Consider the following 17,969-nt stretch of genomic DNA (forward strand, 5'->3'; position numbering starts at 1 on the left):
CCTGATCATTCGACCAGAAAACCGCCCCTGCCCCTCGGCCCCCGCCGATCCGATATTACTCGGTCAGATTGATCTGCTCGGTCTCGCCACCGGTGCAGGTATAGCAGCAGTTTTCGCAATTCTGAGCATTGTCAGGGCCAACACCCCAGTAGCTCTGCTTATCGCCTGAAATCCAGGCGCCATAGCAGATCGTCTCGCCTTCCTCGCAGGACAGCGGGATCTGCTTGGTCTCGCCATCATCGAGATAGAAGACTTCATTGTTGCCCGGCCAGACATGGTCGCGGTCCTGGCTATAAAGCTCGACTTCCACCGCATTCGGATGGTCGTTGCGCATCACGAAGGTTACATCGGCCGCCACGGCAGGCGCCGCGATTGCCATCGCCAGACCCACGGCCATCCATTTCAAGGTTGCTTTCACAGCCATCACGTTTCATCCCCCAGGTTTCGAAACGCTCGGACGATAAGCAGATGGATCGCTCGCTGGAAAGGGAGCGGATCGGACGTTTTTTGGGCTGAATATCAGCAGCTTGCGCGCGATGCGTTCAGGCCACAGTTTTCCAAAAGATGACGGTGTCGCAATACCGCCCGTCGGGGAAAAGCGCATAGTTCGGGATGATGCCGGAGCGCTGCCATCCGAGCTTTTCGTAAAGGCCTTCCGCCAGCTCGCCAGCGGCGGTATCGAGCACAAGCAGCCAGCGTCCGGCTTTCGCCGCGCCGCTTTCGGCGGCGGCCATCAGGGTCTTTGAGAGGCCAAGCCCGCGTGCGTCACGATGCACCAGCAGCTTCATGAGATCGCCGCGATGCGGCTGATTGGGCTTGGAGGCAAAGCCGACCTGGACGCTGCCGACGAGGCGGTCACCAAGAAAGGCGCCGTAGAGTAGCACTTCGCCCCGCCCGACGGCGTCCGCCACACCCCGCCAGAAGGCCTCGCCATTGACAGGTGTAAAAGGCGACATGAAGCCGAGCGAAGCCCCGCCCTCGACGCAATCGGATAAAGTCTCGCAGAGGTCCGACAAAGCAGCGAGCGCGTCTGCCTTTGAAAGCTCACGGATTTCGGTCTTGTTATCGGACATGTCTCTGTTCCTGTAGACGGGGGAAAAATCAGGGGCCGAGGGAAATCACCACGGCATAGCGGGCGGGACGGTCGGTCGGGTTCCTGTAGCCGTGTACGTCGCCGACATTCATGAACAGGCAATCGCCGGTTTCGAGCCGGTGTACCGCCTCGCCGACCATCAGTTCGATTGCGCCTTCGAAGACCCAGACATGCTGAGTCTGGCTGCGGCCCGTGGGGCGGCCGGGAAAGCGCACTTCGGCCCCGGCCGGAAATTCGACCTCGACGATATCGGTGCCGCTGCCCGTCCCCTGAGGCGAGACGGCGCGGCGCAGATAACCGCTTTCCGGATCGCGCCAAACCGCCTGATCGGCGCGTCGTGCCAGTGGCGACGGCTCGGCTTGATTGCCTGCAAAGAAGACCGAGAGCGACACGCCGAGCGCCGAGCAGAGCCGCGCCAGAAGAGCCGCCGTGGGGCTTGCCTCCCTGCGCTCGATCCGTGAAATCATCGCCCGGCTGACGCCTGAGAGCTCCGCCAACTGGTCCAGCGTCAGACCGCGCTCAAGGCGCAGGCGCTTCAGACGTTCGGCGACGTGTTTCTCGAAGTGATCGGTTGATTCCATTATCTGAGAATTTCATGCGCCGATATTGGAGTCAAGCGCTATACACTTGCCTCTTCCGCATTCCCGCAGGCTCGGCTTAAAAGGAAGCGTCGGCCTTCGCCGTTCAAACCGCAGGACATGACCCCATGCAGCACACTCCCGAGATCGGCCCGGCCATCAAGCGCGAGCGCAAGGCGCGCAAGCTGACCCTCGAACAGCTCGGCACGCTGTCGGGTGTTTCCAAGTCGATGCTGAGCCAGATCGAGCGCGGCGAGGCCAACCCGACCTTCGCGGTGCTGTGGAGCCTCACCCAGGCAATGGAAATCGAGCTCTCGGATCTCATCGGCAACGGCACGTCGGTTGCCGGACGCGAGGAGATCGAGGTGACCTCGGTCATGCACACACCCGTCATCCGCAGCGCCGACGGCTCCTGCCGGCTGAAGATCCTGAGCTCGCCACGCCTTGCCGGCCAGACGGAATGGTATGAGCTCGAAATGGATCCGGGCGGCGCGCTTGTGAGCCAGCCGCATGCGATCGGCGCTTTCGAGCATTTCACCGCCTTTACCGACGGTTTCGAGATTTCCTGCGGCGGCAGCACGACAGTGATCCGATCAGGCGAAACCGCCCGCTACCGCGCCGATGTTCCACATGCGATCCGCAATGCCGGAACCGATATCGGCAAGGGCCTGCTGGTCGTGCTACACAGATAGGCGAAAAGGCAATTCCAAAATATCGATTGCCGCAGGGCAAGATTCCGATATGCTGGAATTATTCAGCATTGAGGGATTTCCCATGCAGACCGGCTTTCTCGACCACATCACCGAAACTCTTAAGGGCATCGAAGCCGACGGGCTTCTGAAACGCGAACGCGAAATCGTCAGCCCGCAATCGGGCCGCATCCAGGTTCGCGATGCCAGGGGCACACGCGAGATGATCAATCTCTGCGCCAACAATTATCTCGGTCTCGCCAACCATCCCGAGATTGAACAGGCCGCGAAGGCCGCGATCGACAGCCACGGCTTCGGCATGGCCTCGGTGCGCTTCATCTGCGGCGCGCAGGACATCCATCGCCAGCTCGAGCAGGCGATCGCCCGCTATCTCGACAAGGACGACGCAATTCTGTTTGCCGCCTGCTTCGATGCCAATGGCGGGATCTTCGAGACGCTGCTCGGCCCGGAAGATGCGATCATTTCCGACAGCCTGAACCACGCCTCGATCATCGACGGCGTGCGCCTCTCCAAGGCAAAGCGCTACCGCTATGCCAATTCGGACATGGATGCGCTGGAAGACGAGCTGAAGAAGGCGATTGCCGAGGGCACACGCTTCCGGCTGATCGTCACCGACGGCGTCTTCTCGATGGACGGCTATGTCGCGAAGCTTCCGGAGATCTGCGCGCTCGCCGAAAAATACGGCGCCATGGTGATGATCGACGAATGCCATGCCACCGGCCATCTGGGCGCGAAGGGCAAGGGCACGCCGACACTGACCGGTGTCGGCACCCGCGTCGACATCATCACCGGCACCTTCGGCAAGACGCTGGGCGGCGCCATGGGCGGCTTCATCGCGGGGCCGAAGGCGGCGATCGATCTCTTACGCCAGCGTGCGCGGCCCTATCTCTTTTCCAACAGCCTCGCGCCGGCCGTTGCCGCCGGTTCGCTGAAGGCAATCGAGATCGCCGAAAGCGCCGACGACCTGCGCGCCCGGCTCACAGGCCACACCAAACGCTTCCGTCAGGGCCTGACCGAGGCCGGCTTCGAGCTGCTTCCCGGCGAAACGCCGATCATCCCGGTCATGACCCATGACGCGGTGCTGGCGCAAAAGCTTGCTGCCGAGCTCGATGCCCGAGGCGTCTATGTCGCCGGCTTCTTCTTCCCCGTCGTGCCCAAGGGCCAGGCCCGCATCCGCACACAGATGTCGGCAGCGCTCAGCGAGACCGATATCGACACCGCCATCGCCGCATTCATCGATGCCGGCAAGACCATCGGGATGATCTGATCATGAAGGCGCTTTCCAAGCAGAAACCCGAAACCGGCATCTGGATGATCGACGCTCCGGTCCCGGAGATCGGGCCCGACGACGTGCTGGTGAAGATCAACAAAACCGGCATCTGCGGCACCGACGTCCACATCTACAAATGGGACGAGTGGGCGCAGAAGACGATCCCCGTGCCGATGATCACCGGTCATGAATATGCCGGCGAGATTGTCGCCGTCGGCGCCAATGTCCGCAATCTCAGCGTCGGCCAGCGCGTCTCCGGCGAGGGCCATCTCGTCGGCATGAATAGCCGCGCTTCGCGGGCGGGCAAATATCATCTCGATCCCGAGACGAAGGGCATCGGCGTCAACGTGCAGGGCACGTTTGCCGAATTTGCCAAGATCCCCGCCTTCAACATCATCCCGCTGCCGGACACGATCGACGACGAGATCGGCGCGATCCTCGATCCGCTGGGCAATGCGGTGCATACGGCGCTCGCCTTCGATCTTGTCGGCGAAGACGTGATCATCACCGGCGCCGGCCCGATCGGCATCATGGGGGCGGCGATTGCCCGCCATGTCGGCGCGCGTCATGTGGTCATCACCGACGTCAATCCGGAGCGGCTGGCGCTGGCGGCTGAAGTGGCCGACGTGCATCCGGTCAACGTGGCGCAGGAAGACCTGCGCGACGTGATGGCGAAGCTGAAGATGAAGGAAGGCTTTGACGTGGGCCTCGAGATGAGCGGCTCGCCGGCAGCGCTTGACCAGATGATCGACCATCTCGTCATGGGCGGGCGCATCGCGCTTCTCGGCGTGCCGGCCCGACCCTTCCATTTCGACCTCTCCAAGGTCGTCTTCCGCATGGTGACGCTGAAGGGCATCTATGGCCGCGAAATGTTCGACACCTGGCACAAGATGCTCGCCATGCTCGAAAGCGGGCTCGACATCCGCAAGGTCATCACCCACCGGATGAAGGTGGATGACTATGCTGAAGCTTTCGAGCTCGCTAGCGCCGGCAAGGCGAGCAAGATCGTGCTCGACTGGACCTGATACCGGCGCAGATCCGCGAGACTGGCAGCGGCATCAGGCCGCTGCTCGCTGACGGAGCGCAGGGGATGCTACGGCAGCCGCGCCGATCTTGAAGCGGGATATCAACCGGAACAGTTCGTCGGCCTCGTTGGCCAGCCTCTGGGCCGTTCCGCTCATTTCCTCGACCATGGCCGTGTTCTTCTGGGTGCCCTGATCCATGGCGTTGACAGCCGTATTGATCTCCTTGAGGCCCCCTGCCTGCTCGCGGGAAGCCTCGACGATCGCCGTGACATTGCTGTTCACCTGAATGACCTGATCGACAATCGTCTCCAGCGCCTTGCCGGTTTCGCCGACCAGCGCCACGCCGTTTTGAACATGGCCGTTCGAGGCTCGAATCAATTCCTTGATCTCCTTGGCCGCGGTGGCGGATCGCTGCGCCAGTTCGCGAACTTCCTGCGCGACAACAGCGAAACCCTTACCCGCCTCGCCCGCACGCGCAGCCTCAACGCCGGCGTTGAGTGCAAGAAGGTTGGTCTGGAAGGCGATCTCATCGATAACGCCAATGATGTTGCCGATCTCGGATGCCGAGGCCTCTATCTTGCCCATGGCATCGACGGCACTGGTGACAACCTCGCCGGAGCGCTCGGCATTTTCCTTGGTCTGGCGCACGAGCTGCCCAGCTTGCTGAGCCTTGGCGCTCGACTCGTCTACCGTTGTGGTAATCTGTTCGAGCGCGCTGGCCGTCTCCTCGATTGACGCCGCCTGCTGTTCCGTGCGCGTTGAAAGATCCTGCGAGGCGCAATTGATTTCCTTCGCAGCGGCGGAGATGGCGTTGGCATTCTGGAATACGGACTGCATGGCCGCCTCCAGCTTTGTAACCGCCTCGTTGAAATCAAGCCTCAGGCTTTCCAACGCGGGCAGGAACGGTTCGGTCAGCCGGCTCGACAAGTCTCCCTCCGCCAGCCCCAAAAGCGATTGTCCCAGCATCTGCACATTCGCCACCCTTTGGGTGATGTCGGTCGCAAACTTCACAACCTTCATCACCCGTCCATTGGCATCGAAAATCGGGTTGTAGGACGCCTGGATATGAATGCGTTTCCCGCCTTTGGCGATGCGCTCATATTCGGCGGTATAGAACTCGCCACGCGCCAGGCGTTGCCAGAACTGACGATAGTCATCGCTGCGCGCATAAATCGGATCGCAGAACATCTGATGGTGTTTGCCCTGGATCTCGGAAAGAGAATAGCCGACCGCACCACAGAAATTCTCGTTGGCGGTCAGGATTATGCCCTCGGGGGTGAACTCGATCATCGCCTGCGCGCGCGAAATGGCCGCGAGCTGTCCAGCATCATCCGCGCTCTTGGTCTTCGCCGCCGTGATATCGGAGGCGAATTTCACCACCTTGTAGGTCTTGCCATTCTTCTTCACCGGATTGTACGAGGCTTCGATCCAGAATTCGCGACCCGTCTTGGTGAAGCGACGATACTGTCGCCGGTCAAAATTGCCGGCTGCCAGGTTGGCCCAGAAATCTCTGTATTCCTGCGAGGCAGCCTCAGTCGGATCCACAAAGATCCGATGGTGCTGCCCGACAATTTCCTCCAGCCGATAGCCGACCGCCTTGCAGAAGTTCTCGTTCGCCCAGAGTATGGTGCCGTCGGGCTTGAATTCGATGATCGCCTGAGATTGGCTCATCGCGTCCATGATTGCGCTGGCATCATTACCCCAGCTTGAATATCTGCGTTCCACTGCAAGGCTCCCCAGAAAATTGCACTCTGCGAGATCTCTCCCGACAAAGGTCCGGGACGCAGGCGGGCGTCCCCTAAACGTCCGCCATAGTCAAATCTCGCATGCCAAATCTGGGGTCGGTTCGTTTAAACTCTGTAAACGCTAAGGCCATTCCTGGGGGGATGTTGAAAGAAAATGCAACTCGCGCCGCATTTACATTTTCTGATTGTAGATATTGACAAAACGCAATTCACAAACTGATCGCGGATCCCCACCCAGCGAACGGCCAGCATTCCGCCGAACCGATCAGCCACCGACCTGGGCGATCCAGTCCGGCAGGCTGTAATAGTTGGAAATGCGGGCGACCTTGCCGTCGCGGATCTCGAAGAAAGCGCCGGCAGGCAGGCGGTAGGTCTGGCCATTGGCTTCCGGCAGACCCTCGTCGGTCGCGAGATAGGTGCCGTTGACGATGAATTCGGCCGCACCCCGGGTGCCGTCCTCGTTGACCATGATCACCATGTCGGTGAGCTCTTCCTTGTAGCAGCGGTTCATGTGGTCCATGAATTTCGCGAAGGCTTCCTTCCCCGTCTGGCGGGCACCCTGGTTGATGTCATGCGCCACATCATCGGTCAGGAGCGAGAGGAAACGGTTCATGTCGCCGGCGTTGAAGGCGTCGTAGTAGGCACGGATGGTGGCTGCGGCGGTCATCGATCACTCCTCGTCGTGGAATTGCTTTCTCGGCTCGTGGGAGATGGGTATAAACACTCCGCAACGGACTGAAAACACTCTATGGCGCTCACCATCCAATCCTTTTCCGGCAGCGACGCCACACCCTTCTTCGGCGACCTGGCGCGGCTCAGAACCACCGTCTTCCGGGCCTTTCCCTATCTCTACGAGGGAAATCCTGTGTACGAGCAGACCTATCTTTCGACCTATGCGAAATCCGAAGGCTCCGTCTTCGTCATCGCTCGCGATGATGACCAGGTGGTCGGGGTTGCCACAGGAACGCCGATGGCAGGCGAGACCGAGGAGGTCAAGCGCCCTTTCCTTGCGACCGGGCTCGATCCCGAACAGTTCTTCTATTTCGGCGAAAGCGTGCTTCTGCCGCAGTATCGCGGTCAGGGCATCGGCGTGAAATTCTTCGAGGGTCGAGAGGCGCAGGCGAAGACACTTGGCCTGCGCTACGCCACCTTCTGCGCCGTCGAGCGCCCCGCCGACCATCCGCGCCGGCCTGCCGATTACGTGCCGCTCGATGCCTTCTGGGCCAAGCGTGGCTACACGCACCACCCCGCGCTTCGCACGACGTTTACCTGGCGCGACCTCGACACATCAGTCGAGAGCCCGAAGCCGCTTTCCTTCTGGATCCGGGATCTCACAGCATGACAGCCCTGACGCTCGCCGCCTGCCAGTACAAGATCGATCTCATCGAGACCTGGGAAGAGTACGTCCTCCATTTGACGGGTCTGGTGCACCAGGCCGTCGAGCGCGGCGCCAAACTCGTGCTTCTGCCGGAATATGCCGGCCTGGTGCTCGCCGGCCAGCTCGATGCCGACACCCGCTCAGACCTGCATGGCTCGATCGCCGGCATCCAGCCACTCATCCCGGCCTGGGTCGAGCTCTGCGAGGAACTTGCCCGCACCCATTCGATCGTCTTCCAGCCGGGCTCAGCCCCGGTGCTCGATCCCGACGGCCAATACCGGAACCGCGCCTTCCTTTTCGGCCCGGATGGCCTGATCGGTCATCAGGACAAGATCATCATGACCCGTTTCGAGCGCGAGCAATGGGGCATCGCCGCCGGACGCGACGGGCTGACAGCCTTCGACACGCCGCTCGGCAAGCTAGGCATCCTCATCTGCTACGACAACGAATTCCCGATGCTGGCTCACACCCTCGCCGAACAGTGTGTCGACCTGATCCTCGCCCCCTCCTGCACGGACACACTCGCCGGCGCCTATCGGGTGCGCATCGGCGCCCAGGCCCGGGCGCTCGAAAACCAGATCGCCGTCCTCTCGTCACCCACTGCCGGCACCGCCCCGTGGTCTCCCGCGCTCGACGAAAACCGCGGCCGCGCCGCCCTTTACGTGCCCTCTGATTACGGCATGCCACCATCGGGCATCTATGCCGAAAGCGAGAGCGACGAGGTCGAAGAGAGCCACTGGCTGATCACTGAGATCGATCTCGATACCGTCCGACGCCTGCGCACGGAAGGTCAGGTCGCCACCCGCCGCGACTGGCCGGAACAGTTCGGGGTGTGAGCCGCTCAGGACACGACCAAGGCGTCCCGCCGCCGCACGAGAAATCGCCGCTCCGCCTCGCCCGGCGACAGCGCGAGGGCGCGATCATAGGCAGCGATTGCCTCGGTTACACGCCCGATCCGACCCAAGAGATCCGCCCGTGCGGCATGAAAGGGCAGGAAATCGGACAAAGTTTCGGCATCCAGCCCATCGAGTTCCGCCAGTGCCTCCTCCGCACCCCGCACCTCGGCCAGTGCCACCGCCCGGTTGATGCGGATGATCGGGTCGTCGCGCAGTTCGACCAATATGTCATAGGCGGCCAGCACGGCCTTCCAGGGCGGCGGATCGCCAAGCGTTTTTCGGCCGCACCAGAGCGCGTGGATCATCATCTGCAGAATGCGCGGGCCCGGACCCGACATGGCAAGCGCCCGCCCGCAATGGCGCCTTGCATCCTCGATCAGCGGCTTCGACCAGAGCGTCGGGTCCTGCTCGGCAAGCGGCACCATCACGCCGTCTGCGTCCATCCTTGCCGGCCGACGCGCCTCGGCAAAGCGGATCGTGGCCGCGAGCGCCAACACCTCCGCTTCCTGTGGCAACATCTCTGTCAGGAGTGCCGTCACCTCCAGCATCTCGCGGGCAAAACCCGCATGCCGGCCAGAGCCCGCCGCATCCTCATGTGCCTTGGCATAGGCGACCTCCAGCGTCGAAAGCACGGCTGCGAGGCGTTCGGCCCAATGCTCCGGTCCCGGCACCTCGAAACTGACACCGGCCTCGGCGATCTTGCGCTTGGCGCGCACCAGCCGCTGGGCGAGCGTCGTCTCAGACACCAGAAAGGCGCGCGCGATCTCGTCCGTCGACAGACCGCAGACCAGTTTCAGCGTCAGCGCCGCACGGCTGTCGGGCGCGACGGCCGGATGGCAGCAGACGAAGATCAGCCTCAGCCGCTCGTCGGGAATGACCGCATCGTCGCTTGCCAGCCGGTCCTCGGCGGTCGGTTCCGGTTCGGGTTCATCGGGACGGTTCTCGGCCCGCACACGCCTTCGCCTCAGGATATCGAGGGCCGCGCGTTCGGCCACCCGGTAGAGCCAGGCTACCGGATCGCGCGGCAGGTCCTGCCCCTCGTCACCCCAGGCCTTCACCGCCTTGAGGCAGCTCTCGGCGAAGGCCTCTTCCGCAAGATCGAGGTCGCGGTAGCGGGCGGCGAGTGCGGCACGAATGCGCCCGCCCGCCGCCCGGAAGGTCTCGTCGAGAACCCCCGCCCGCATCACCTCAACGCTTTTCCGAAAGGCCCGGCGGCATCGGCAACAGGGGTCGGACCTCGATGGCGCCATCCTTGCCGAGCGGCACCTTTCTGGCGATCGCAATCGCCGCATCGAGGTCCTCGGCTTCCACGAGGTAGAAGCCGCCCAGCTGTTCGCGCGTCTCGGCGAAGGGACCATCATGGATGGTCTGCTTGCCGCCCGTGGTGCGCACGGTGGTTGCAGCCTCCGTGCCCTTCAGCCCGGCACCTGCGCGCATTTTCTCGCCCAGCTCATGGCTGAAAGCGAAATGGCGCGGCCCGAGATCGGCCATGATCGGCCCGGTCTTGTCGGGACCGCCGAAGATTTCCTCGTTTTCATAGATCAGCAGCAGGTATTGCATGGTCGTTGCCCCTCCTTCGGGCCCTTGCGGTATCGTCTGTCGATCCCGTCGATGAAGAGACGCGGCTCCGACATCGGATTCGACAACGGCCAGACTTTTTTCTCACGCCCCGCCCACTATCGGCGACGGGCCTGCCGCTGACAACGGTCCGTATCAGGCGACAGACGGCCTGCCTGCGACGTCAAAACCACCGTGATCGCCCGGAAAACCCGATCTTTCCGCTTTGCGATACAAGGGGTCGCTGCTATATGCGCGAGCCATGAGCACATCGTCCCGCACTCCCCTCGACCATATCCGCAACTTCTCCATCGTCGCCCATATCGACCATGGCAAATCGACGCTGGCCGACCGTCTGATCCAGACGACCGGCGGCCTTGCCGATCGCGAGATGTCGGAACAGGTTCTCGACAACATGGAGATCGAGAAGGAACGCGGCATCACCATCAAGGCCCAGACGGTGCGCCTGCACTACAAGGCCAATAATGGCGAGACCTATGTGCTGAACCTGATCGACACGCCCGGCCATGTCGACTTCGCCTATGAAGTGTCGCGCTCTCTCTCGGCCTGCGAAGGCTCGTTGCTCGTCGTCGACGCCTCCCAGGGCGTCGAAGCCCAGACGCTGGCCAATGTCTATCAGGCGATCGACAACAATCACGAGCTGGTCACCGTGCTCAACAAGGTGGACCTGCCCGCCGCAGAACCCGAGCGCATCAAGGAGCAGATCGAGGAAGTCATCGGCATCGATGCCTCGGAAGCCGTGCTGATCTCGGCGAAAACCGGTCTCGGAATCCCCGACGTGCTGGAAGCCATCGTGCACAAGCTGCCGGCGCCGAAGAGCGAAGGCGGCGAGAAGGCCCCGCTCAAGGCCCTGCTCGTCGACAGCTGGTATGATACCTATCTCGGCGTCATGGTTCTCGTGCGCATTATCGATGGCGTGCTGACCAAGGGCCAGACGATCCGCATGATGGGCACGGGTGCCCGCTATTCCGTCGAACGCGTCGGCGTGCTGACCCCAAAGATGGTCAATGTCGACAGCCTCGGGCCGGGCGAAATCGGCTTCATCACCGCTTCGATCAAGGAAGTGGCCGATACCCGCGTCGGCGACACGATCACCGACGACCGCCGCCCGACGGAAAAGGCCCTGCCGGGCTTCAAGCCGGCCCAGCCGGTGGTCTTCTGCGGTCTCTTCCCCGTCGACGCAGCTGATTTCGAAGACCTGCGCGCCGCCATGGGCAAGCTGCGCCTCAACGACGCCTCCTTCTCGTTCGAAATGGAAAGCTCGGCGGCACTCGGCTTCGGCTTCCGCTGCGGCTTCCTCGGCCTGCTGCATCTCGAAATCATCCAGGAGCGCCTGGAGCGCGAGTTCAATCTCGACCTCGTCGCGACTGCCCCTTCCGTCGTCTACCAGATGGTGATGACCGACGGCACGGAAAAGGAGCTGCACAACCCGGCAGACATGCCCGATGTCGTGAAGATCGAGGAAATCCGCGAGCCGTGGATCAAGGCGACGATCATGACGCCGGACGACTATCTCGGCGGCATCCTGAAGCTCTGCCAGGACCGTCGCGGCATCCAGACCGAACTCACCTATGTCGGCAACCGCGCGATGATCACCTATGAGCTGCCGCTCAACGAAGTGGTCTTCGACTTCTACGACCGCCTGAAATCGATCTCCAAGGGTTACGCCTCCTTCGACTACAACATCATGGATTATCGCGATGGCGACCTGGTGAAGATGTCGATCCTGGTCAATGGCGATCCCGTCGATGCGCTCTCCATGCTCGTCCACCGTTCGGCAGCCGACCGCCGCGGCCGCGGCATGTGCGAGAAGCTGAAAGAGCTCATCCCGCCGCACATGTTCCAGATCCCGATCCAGGCCGCGATCGGCGGCAAGGTGATCGCCCGCGAAACCGTCCGCGCGCTGCGCAAGGACGTCACCGCCAAGTGCTACGGCGGCGACGCCACCCGCAAGCGCAAGCTGCTCGACAAGCAGAAGGAAGGCAAGAAGCGCATGCGCCAGTTCGGCAAGGTCGAGATCCCGCAGGAAGCGTTTATCGCCGCGCTGAAGATGAACGACGAGTGAGGCGGGCCAAGGCCCTCCCCACGCAGACGATTTCACGCTATGATGGCGCATCTTAGGAGCGCCGCCATGTCGATTGAAGCCCGCAAAGCCCACGACCTGAGTGTCAGCGAAACGCTTGCCGCCGAGGCGGAGGCGCTGGGGCTCGACATCACGGGCGCAGCCGAAAAAGGCATCGCGCTTGCCATCAAGGCCGAGAAGGAGCGACGCTGGAAGATCGAGAATGCCGAGGCGATCAAGGCGGATAATGACTATGTTGCCAAACATGGTCTGCCGCTCGCCAAATACCGGCTGTTTTGACCATGGCGCGATTTCGGGTCCATCGCCTGAAATCGGACGACCAGTTGGTCCTGGACCTGCAATCCGACTTTCTCCATGATCTGCCCACGCGGATTGTCGCGCCCTTGCAGCCTGTCGAAACCGTCTCCTGGGTCATCTCGCGGCTCACCCCGCGTTTCGAGGTCAGCGGGAAGACATATGTCATGGCGACCCACAGAATGGCCGCTTTGGCGCTGTCCGAGATAGGCCCCTCGATCGCAGACCTTTCCGCCCGCGCCGACGAGATCACCGCCGCGACCGATTTCCTCTTTCAGAGCTTCTGAGCCCCTGCTTGCCCGCCTGTGCCCGTCGCGCTAGCATTCGCATGCCATCATAAGCCAATAAACCAGAGACAAGGGAGACGGGCATGCACAAGTTCAAGATCATCAAGACCGAGAAGGGCGAGTTCCGGGCCCAGTTCGTCTACAATTCCGAGGTCATGGTCTGGTCGGAGAACTATGCCTCGAAGGCGAGCGCCAAGAACTGCATCGAGTCCCTGAAAAAGAACGCCCCCGGCGCCCCGGTCATCGATCTCACCAAGCAGGAAACCGGCAGTGGCTACCGCTTCGAGATCGACGAGGCCAAGAACGGCGAAACCTTCGTCCGCTTCCGCGCCGCCAATGGCGAAATCATGGTGCGCTCGGAGACCTACAAGTCGAAATCCAGCGCCAAGAACTGCATCGAGTCCATCCAGAAACGCGCCGCCGAAGCTGCGGTGGAAGAGGCGGAGTGAACGCACGGTCCTGCCTGGGGCTGAGGAGCCGGCGGCGACCTCCCTCCCCCCTTGCGGGGGAGGACGGAAAATCGAAGGCTTAGGCGAGCGCAAGCCGCCTAAACTTCAGATTTTCCCGGAGAGGGGCGCAGTTCCGTTGGCACTCACCTCACCGAGCCCCCCTCTTGCGATTTCAGATGTTTAGGCGGCTTGCGCTCGCCTAATTCATCGAAATCGCTATCTCCCCCGCAAGGGGGGAGATAGGCGTCGCGCACGACGCCATTGCCCCTCATCCCAATCACGTCAGCCCCTCATCCGCCTGCCGGCACCTTCTCCCCGCATGCGGGGAGAAGGCCAGGATGGCCACCGCTTGCGCCTCCCTCTCCCCGCCTGCGGGGAGAGGGTAGGGTGAGGGGCAAAGCCACGAACTCGGCCTTTTCCGAAAAAAGGGGGACGACTTTCAAAAATCCCCCAACAAAATCAACAAAACAAAGTTTTTTCATCCCCGCCCATTTCCACCCCTTTACCCTAATCCCCGTCCCGCCCTCGGATACACCTGACGATGCGATGTCAGGCGAGGCGGGGCCGGCGCCGGGGTGGCGTGCTGTCGCAGGCACAAATCCCCGGCCCGCTGCAACGGTCTCCCTCCGGACGAAGGGCTTGACGAGGGTGATGGGGTCGGATGCCCCAAAGCCTGGATACCCTGATCGGAAGGACGTGCCTCAGAGGCACACAGACAAGGCGCCCGCGCTGTCGCGAACATCCAGACAGCGGGGCGGAGAAAACGGCGGGGATGATGGACGGTCGCAAATGGCCAGACGATCATCCCCCGGGCGAGGGTCCCGGTCGGAATGGTGCACCATCCGGCGGGAACCTCCCGGGCCACCGGCCAGGCTGAAGCGTCATCTCATGATGATGCCGCAGCCGGACCCGCGCCCGGTCATTCCTCGGTCCTCGGGTCAAGCCCGAGGATGACGAGGACCGTCGCCGCCTTGCCAGAGAGATGCATGCAGCGGGAAAAAACGCCGAACGGGGCGCCGGAAGGAGCCACATAAACTACTTAGACAGGTTGCTTCTGGCGCCTCGTCCGAGACAAGTTTCAAGCCACCCGGAGGGAGCAATCCCGACCGGCGGCGAAGCTTGGGGTTTTTGACATCGACATATCCCCCTCACCCTGAGGTGCCCGACATCGTCGGGCCTCGAGGGGCGAGGCCACGCCACCACCCCTCATGCTGAGGTGGGAGCGACGCGACCCTCGAAGCACGAGGCCACAGGTGGATCAAAGCAAAAGGATGCTTCGAGGCCCGCGCTTCACGCGGGCACCTCAGCATGAGGGCGCCAAGATGCAAGCGCGGAGCCCACCTCTCCCCTTGTGGGAGAGGTTACAAAATCGAGGGCTTAGCCCGAACAGGGCTAAACCTCAGATTTTGTTGGTGAGGGGATCAGTGCTGCGGGCACGACGAACAGACCCCCTCTCTTGCGATTTCAGATGTTTAGGCGGCTTGCGCTCGCCTAATTCATCGAAATCGCTTTCTCCCCCACCGAGGGGGAGATGTTGCCCTCACAGCCCCTCGCCCGGTTTCCACAACCTCGGCGCTGCGCCACGCTGAACCACGTAAAACCCGTCGGTCGACACCTTCTGCCACTCACCCGTCTCGCCGTCCGGCCACAACACGCGGAGCTCGGTCTCCGCCTGATCGCCCAGACCGAAATGCCACCAGCCGGTCTTGCCGCTGACATGGCCGCCGCCGATGGTCACTTCGCGGCGCTGGACATAATCGCCGGTCTTTACCTCGATCCAGGCGCCCACGGCGTCCCGGTTCGGACCGTCCTGGCGCAATGCGAGCTGCAGGAAGCGGCCGGGCATTTCCGTCGTGTTGCGCCAGATCTCGACGGGCGAGCCCTGGTTGACGACGAGGAGATCGATGCGGCCATCGAGATTGAAATCGGAAAGCGCGCCGCCGCGGCCGGTGGCCATGGAGGCGACGCCGGCCTTGTTGCCCATCTCGATGAACTTGCCGTCCTCGCCCTGGACCAGAAGGTTGTTGGGATCCTGCGCGGCAAAGTCCGGCATCTTGGCGACATTGCCCTTGGCGATGAAGAGATCGGTGCGGCCGTCATTGTTGACGTCCTCGAATTCCGTATGCCAGGCCGTCGAGGGCCGGATTTCGCCGCCGATATAGGGCCGGTGGGCGGTCGCGCCCTTGGCGAAGGCGACGTCGGCATAAGAGGGCTTGGGCTTCCCGTCTGCGGGGATCTCGGCCAGCTTCTGCAGCTTGTTGTCGGCCATGCTGGTGAGGAAGTATTCGGGATAGCCGTCGAAATCGAGGTCGTGGGATGCAATGCCCATGCCCCAGATCCGGAGGTAACGCCAGCCTTCTGCCTGGGTGTAGAGCTCCGGCGTGCCGCCCGCCGGCAGCTTCCACATCTGCTCCTGGCCACCCTTGTAATATTCGCGGTCGTTGGAGACGCGCAAAGACGGGGTGCCTGACCGGTTCCAGTCGGTGAACAGGATCGACAGCGGACAATAGGAGGGATTGAGCGGGGCAGGAGGCGCGAAGCGACGTTCCGCGGCCGAGACCGGGCGATGCAGCCAGTTGTCGGTGCAGGAGCCCCAGGGTTCGAGATCCTCGAAACGGTCGATGTAATTGCCGACCGCCAGCGTCGGCCAGGCATTGCCCTTTTCCCAGGTGGCGGAAAAGGCCGTCGACCAGGCGTCGCCACCGTCAAAGCCCCAGGCCTCGTTGGCGCGCTCGAAGCGGCATTCGCCCAAGCCCCGCATCAGGACATTCTCGCCGGAACGCAGGAGCACGACATCCTGGTTACCGTCACCATCGACATCGAGCGGATAAGCGCCGGTCACCTTGTCGAGTTCGAGGCCCGAGGCCTGTTCCTCGAACTTCAGCGCGCCGCCGGCCTCGCTGCGATTGAGGTAGAACTTCGCCTTGTCCTCGCCGCCTGCCAGCACCAGATCGGCAAAGCCATCGGCATTGCAGTCGAAGCTGCCGGCACCGCCGCCGACCATATATTCCCAATCGCCGCGATAGGTGCTGGCGATGCCGCTGGTTGAGGTTTCATCGGCAAAGCGGGGAACGAGCGGGCCACCATTGGCCAGTGCCGTGCCAGCCTGCAAGGCAAGAGCCAGTGTCGCCAGTGTGGCAAGGCGCGCAGCGCCAGACGTGATCGACCCGGTCATCCGCGCGTCCTCAGGGCAACCGCCTTTTCGCCGATGCAACGGCCCTGCTCCAGGCCGCGATCGATGGCCGCGCGGAAATGGATGCCGCCATAGAGGCGTGACATGCCGGCCTCGTTGGCCGCATCCCAGAAGCTGTTGAAGCTGCGATTGGGCAGTTTGTCCTTCTCATGGGTGTTGTCGGTGAAAGCGAAGTTCTCGCCGAAGAAGGCAGTCAGAACGGTCGCCGCCGCACCCGACTGGGTGGAATGGCCGGAGGGATATTCCGGGAAAGGCGGCGTGATCAGGATCGGCTCCCATTTGGGGTCGATCACCCGCTTGATATAGGTGACCGGGCGCAGAAGGTCGTATTCGAATTTCGAATGCCAGCAGCCGATAAAGGCATCGGCGAGCGAAATGCCGAGGCGCGCGAGCAGGTCGGCATGCTCGGCGGCACCGGCCTTCTGTTCATCGAGAACCTTTAGCGCAATCACGATCCAGTGGCCGGGCGGGGTCGGCGAGAGCATCGGGTCATCCGACCAGAAGCGAGCGATGGCGCGCTGCTCATCGGTCACCCTGTTCACGGCCTCGTAAACCTCCATCGCCTCCTTGTAGAAGTCCGACCCCTTCTCCTCGCTATAGGCGGGCGGCGCCGGCAAGGGGCAGGCATTGCCGATTGCCATGGCGAAGGGACGGTTCTCACCCCACTTCGGAAGAAGGGGCATCTGTTGCTGGTTGATCAGGCTCGTCGGCACCCAGCTGTCCTTGCGGCTTCCCAGAGCAAACTCGAGCGGAAAGCCCATGTTCTCGACCTTGGCGCCGCCATCCTGCAGTGACCAGGCGAGAATATGCGCGGAAATGCTCTCGCCATAGGCATGGCTGCGGGCGACGAGATCTGGTGCTAGACCGGCCGAGACTTCGGCGGAGAGCTTTTCGGTCATGCGCTTCAGCGCGCGCTGTCCGGTCGGACCGGTGTTGCCGAAGAACTCGCGGGCAGCGGATGACAGTGCGGCCTGCATGACAACGGCCTCGTCATAGGCCACGCCGCCGTCGCGCTGCGGCACCGGTGTGAGATCGTTGAGCTGGCCGGCCAGCGAGGTCATGCTGCGGTCGCCGGAGGCCAGCGCCTCATAAGCCGTGACGCCGAGATAGGCGAAGGCGCGACTAGCAACCGGCGGCGAATAGGTCGGCGTGTGGCGAACGAGTTCGAGGATCAGGCGATACCAGTCGCGCATGACCTTGTCGGCCCCAACCGGGCTTGCCTGGGCCGGCAGGGTGGCCAGCGCCATGATGATGAAGCAGAGCGCCATCAGGCGCTTTCCCAGAGCCTTCATGTCCCCCTCCCACAGGTTTCCGAAGTCAACTCAATCGATTGAATGCCGATTAAGCACGGGGGCGGGTGGCCCGCAAGAGGGTGGTCAATCGCGATCGA

At 62.6% G+C, this 17,969-nt stretch carries 18 protein-coding genes; 9 read left to right on the forward strand and 9 right to left on the reverse strand.

What is annotated here, in order from left to right; genetic code table 11:
• Nucleotides 1-55: 55 nt before the first annotated feature.
• From AC1PUL_RS16635 to AC1PUL_RS16645, 3 genes are all read right to left on the reverse strand, one after another.
• The gene (locus tag AC1PUL_RS16635) at nt 56-424 is read right to left on the reverse strand and encodes a hypothetical protein (RefSeq protein ID WP_480465215.1); all 369 of its coding nucleotides are present in this window, start codon (nt 422-424) and stop codon (nt 56-58) included.
• Nucleotides 425-542: 118 nt separating this feature from the next.
• Nucleotides 543-1,073, reverse strand: a complete 531-nt coding sequence (locus AC1PUL_RS16640) for an N-acetyltransferase family protein (RefSeq protein ID WP_480465216.1) — start codon at nt 1,071-1,073, stop codon at nt 543-545.
• A 28-nt stretch (nt 1,074-1,101) separates the two neighbouring features.
• A complete protein-coding gene (locus AC1PUL_RS16645) occupies nt 1,102-1,677 on the reverse strand; it encodes a helix-turn-helix domain-containing protein (RefSeq protein ID WP_480468610.1) in 576 nt (191 codons plus the stop codon).
• 122 nt (nt 1,678-1,799) lie between these two features.
• Here AC1PUL_RS16645 and AC1PUL_RS16650 point away from each other — a divergent pair, with 122 nt between their 5' ends.
• From AC1PUL_RS16650 to tdh, 3 genes are all read left to right on the forward strand, one after another.
• Complete coding sequence (locus AC1PUL_RS16650; RefSeq protein ID WP_480465217.1) at nt 1,800-2,363, forward strand: helix-turn-helix domain-containing protein; 564 nt, start codon at nt 1,800-1,802, stop codon at nt 2,361-2,363.
• An 82-nt stretch (nt 2,364-2,445) separates the two neighbouring features.
• A complete protein-coding gene (locus AC1PUL_RS16655) occupies nt 2,446-3,648 on the forward strand; it encodes a glycine C-acetyltransferase (protein WP_480465218.1) in 1,203 nt (400 codons plus the stop codon).
• A gap of 2 nt (nt 3,649-3,650) precedes the next feature.
• Nucleotides 3,651-4,676: an L-threonine 3-dehydrogenase gene (gene tdh, locus AC1PUL_RS16660; RefSeq protein WP_480465219.1), complete on the forward strand. Its 1,026-nt coding sequence runs from the start codon at nt 3,651-3,653 to the stop codon at nt 4,674-4,676.
• A 33-nt stretch (nt 4,677-4,709) separates the two neighbouring features.
• Here the strand turns inward: tdh and AC1PUL_RS16665 are convergent, their stop codons facing one another.
• Together AC1PUL_RS16665 and AC1PUL_RS16670 are read right to left on the reverse strand one after the other, a co-directional pair.
• Nucleotides 4,710-6,356 (reverse strand): methyl-accepting chemotaxis protein, encoded by a 1,647-nt coding sequence (locus AC1PUL_RS16665; RefSeq protein ID WP_480468611.1) that lies wholly within the window; start codon nt 6,354-6,356, stop codon nt 4,710-4,712.
• Nucleotides 6,357-6,686: 330 nt separating this feature from the next.
• Nucleotides 6,687-7,088, reverse strand: coding sequence for a ketosteroid isomerase-related protein (locus tag AC1PUL_RS16670; RefSeq protein WP_480465220.1), 402 nt, complete (start codon nt 7,086-7,088; stop codon nt 6,687-6,689).
• A gap of 81 nt (nt 7,089-7,169) precedes the next feature.
• On the opposite strand from AC1PUL_RS16670, the gene AC1PUL_RS16675 reads away from it, so the two are divergent.
• Nucleotides 7,170-7,763, forward strand: a complete 594-nt coding sequence (locus AC1PUL_RS16675) for a GNAT family N-acetyltransferase (protein ID WP_480465221.1) — start codon at nt 7,170-7,172, stop codon at nt 7,761-7,763.
• The gene (locus tag AC1PUL_RS16680; protein WP_480465222.1) at nt 7,760-8,635 is read left to right on the forward strand and encodes a carbon-nitrogen hydrolase family protein; all 876 of its coding nucleotides are present in this window, start codon (nt 7,760-7,762) and stop codon (nt 8,633-8,635) included. The genes AC1PUL_RS16675 and AC1PUL_RS16680 overlap by 4 nt, the downstream gene beginning before the upstream one ends.
• Nucleotides 8,636-8,640: 5 nt before the next feature.
• On the opposite strand, the gene AC1PUL_RS16685 is transcribed toward AC1PUL_RS16680, so the two are convergent.
• A complete protein-coding gene (locus AC1PUL_RS16685) occupies nt 8,641-9,879 on the reverse strand; it encodes an RNA polymerase sigma factor (protein WP_480465223.1) in 1,239 nt (412 codons plus the stop codon).
• Nucleotides 9,880-9,883: 4 nt separating this feature from the next.
• Nucleotides 9,884-10,255, reverse strand: coding sequence for a YciI family protein (locus tag AC1PUL_RS16690; RefSeq protein ID WP_298460459.1), 372 nt, complete (start codon nt 10,253-10,255; stop codon nt 9,884-9,886).
• Nucleotides 10,256-10,514: 259 nt separating this feature from the next.
• Here AC1PUL_RS16690 and lepA point away from each other — a divergent pair, with 259 nt between their 5' ends.
• The 4 genes from lepA (at nt 10,515) to AC1PUL_RS16710 (ending at nt 13,386) form a co-directional block, all read left to right on the forward strand.
• Nucleotides 10,515-12,338 (forward strand): translation elongation factor 4, encoded by a 1,824-nt coding sequence (gene lepA, locus AC1PUL_RS16695; RefSeq protein WP_480465224.1) that lies wholly within the window; start codon nt 10,515-10,517, stop codon nt 12,336-12,338.
• A gap of 66 nt (nt 12,339-12,404) precedes the next feature.
• Entirely contained in the window at nt 12,405-12,635 is a 231-nt protein-coding gene (locus AC1PUL_RS16700; RefSeq protein WP_480465225.1) for a type II toxin-antitoxin system CcdA family antitoxin, read from the forward strand.
• A gap of 2 nt (nt 12,636-12,637) precedes the next feature.
• Entirely contained in the window at nt 12,638-12,937 is a 300-nt protein-coding gene (locus tag AC1PUL_RS16705; RefSeq protein WP_480465226.1) for a CcdB family protein, read from the forward strand.
• Between the two features lie 83 nt (nt 12,938-13,020).
• The gene (locus AC1PUL_RS16710) at nt 13,021-13,386 is read left to right on the forward strand and encodes a YegP family protein (protein WP_480465227.1); all 366 of its coding nucleotides are present in this window, start codon (nt 13,021-13,023) and stop codon (nt 13,384-13,386) included.
• Nucleotides 13,387-14,926: 1,540 nt separating this feature from the next.
• Here the strand turns inward: AC1PUL_RS16710 and AC1PUL_RS16715 are convergent.
• Nucleotides 14,927-16,561, reverse strand: a complete 1,635-nt coding sequence (locus AC1PUL_RS16715) for a CRTAC1 family protein (protein WP_480465228.1) — start codon at nt 16,559-16,561, stop codon at nt 14,927-14,929.
• Entirely contained in the window at nt 16,558-17,871 is a 1,314-nt protein-coding gene (locus tag AC1PUL_RS16720) for a vanadium-dependent haloperoxidase (RefSeq protein WP_480465229.1), read from the reverse strand. Before AC1PUL_RS16720 ends, AC1PUL_RS16715 begins: the two co-directional genes overlap by 4 nt.
• Nucleotides 17,872-17,969 lie beyond the last annotated feature (98 nt).

The organism is Rhizobium sp. P43 (genome assembly GCF_056730705.1).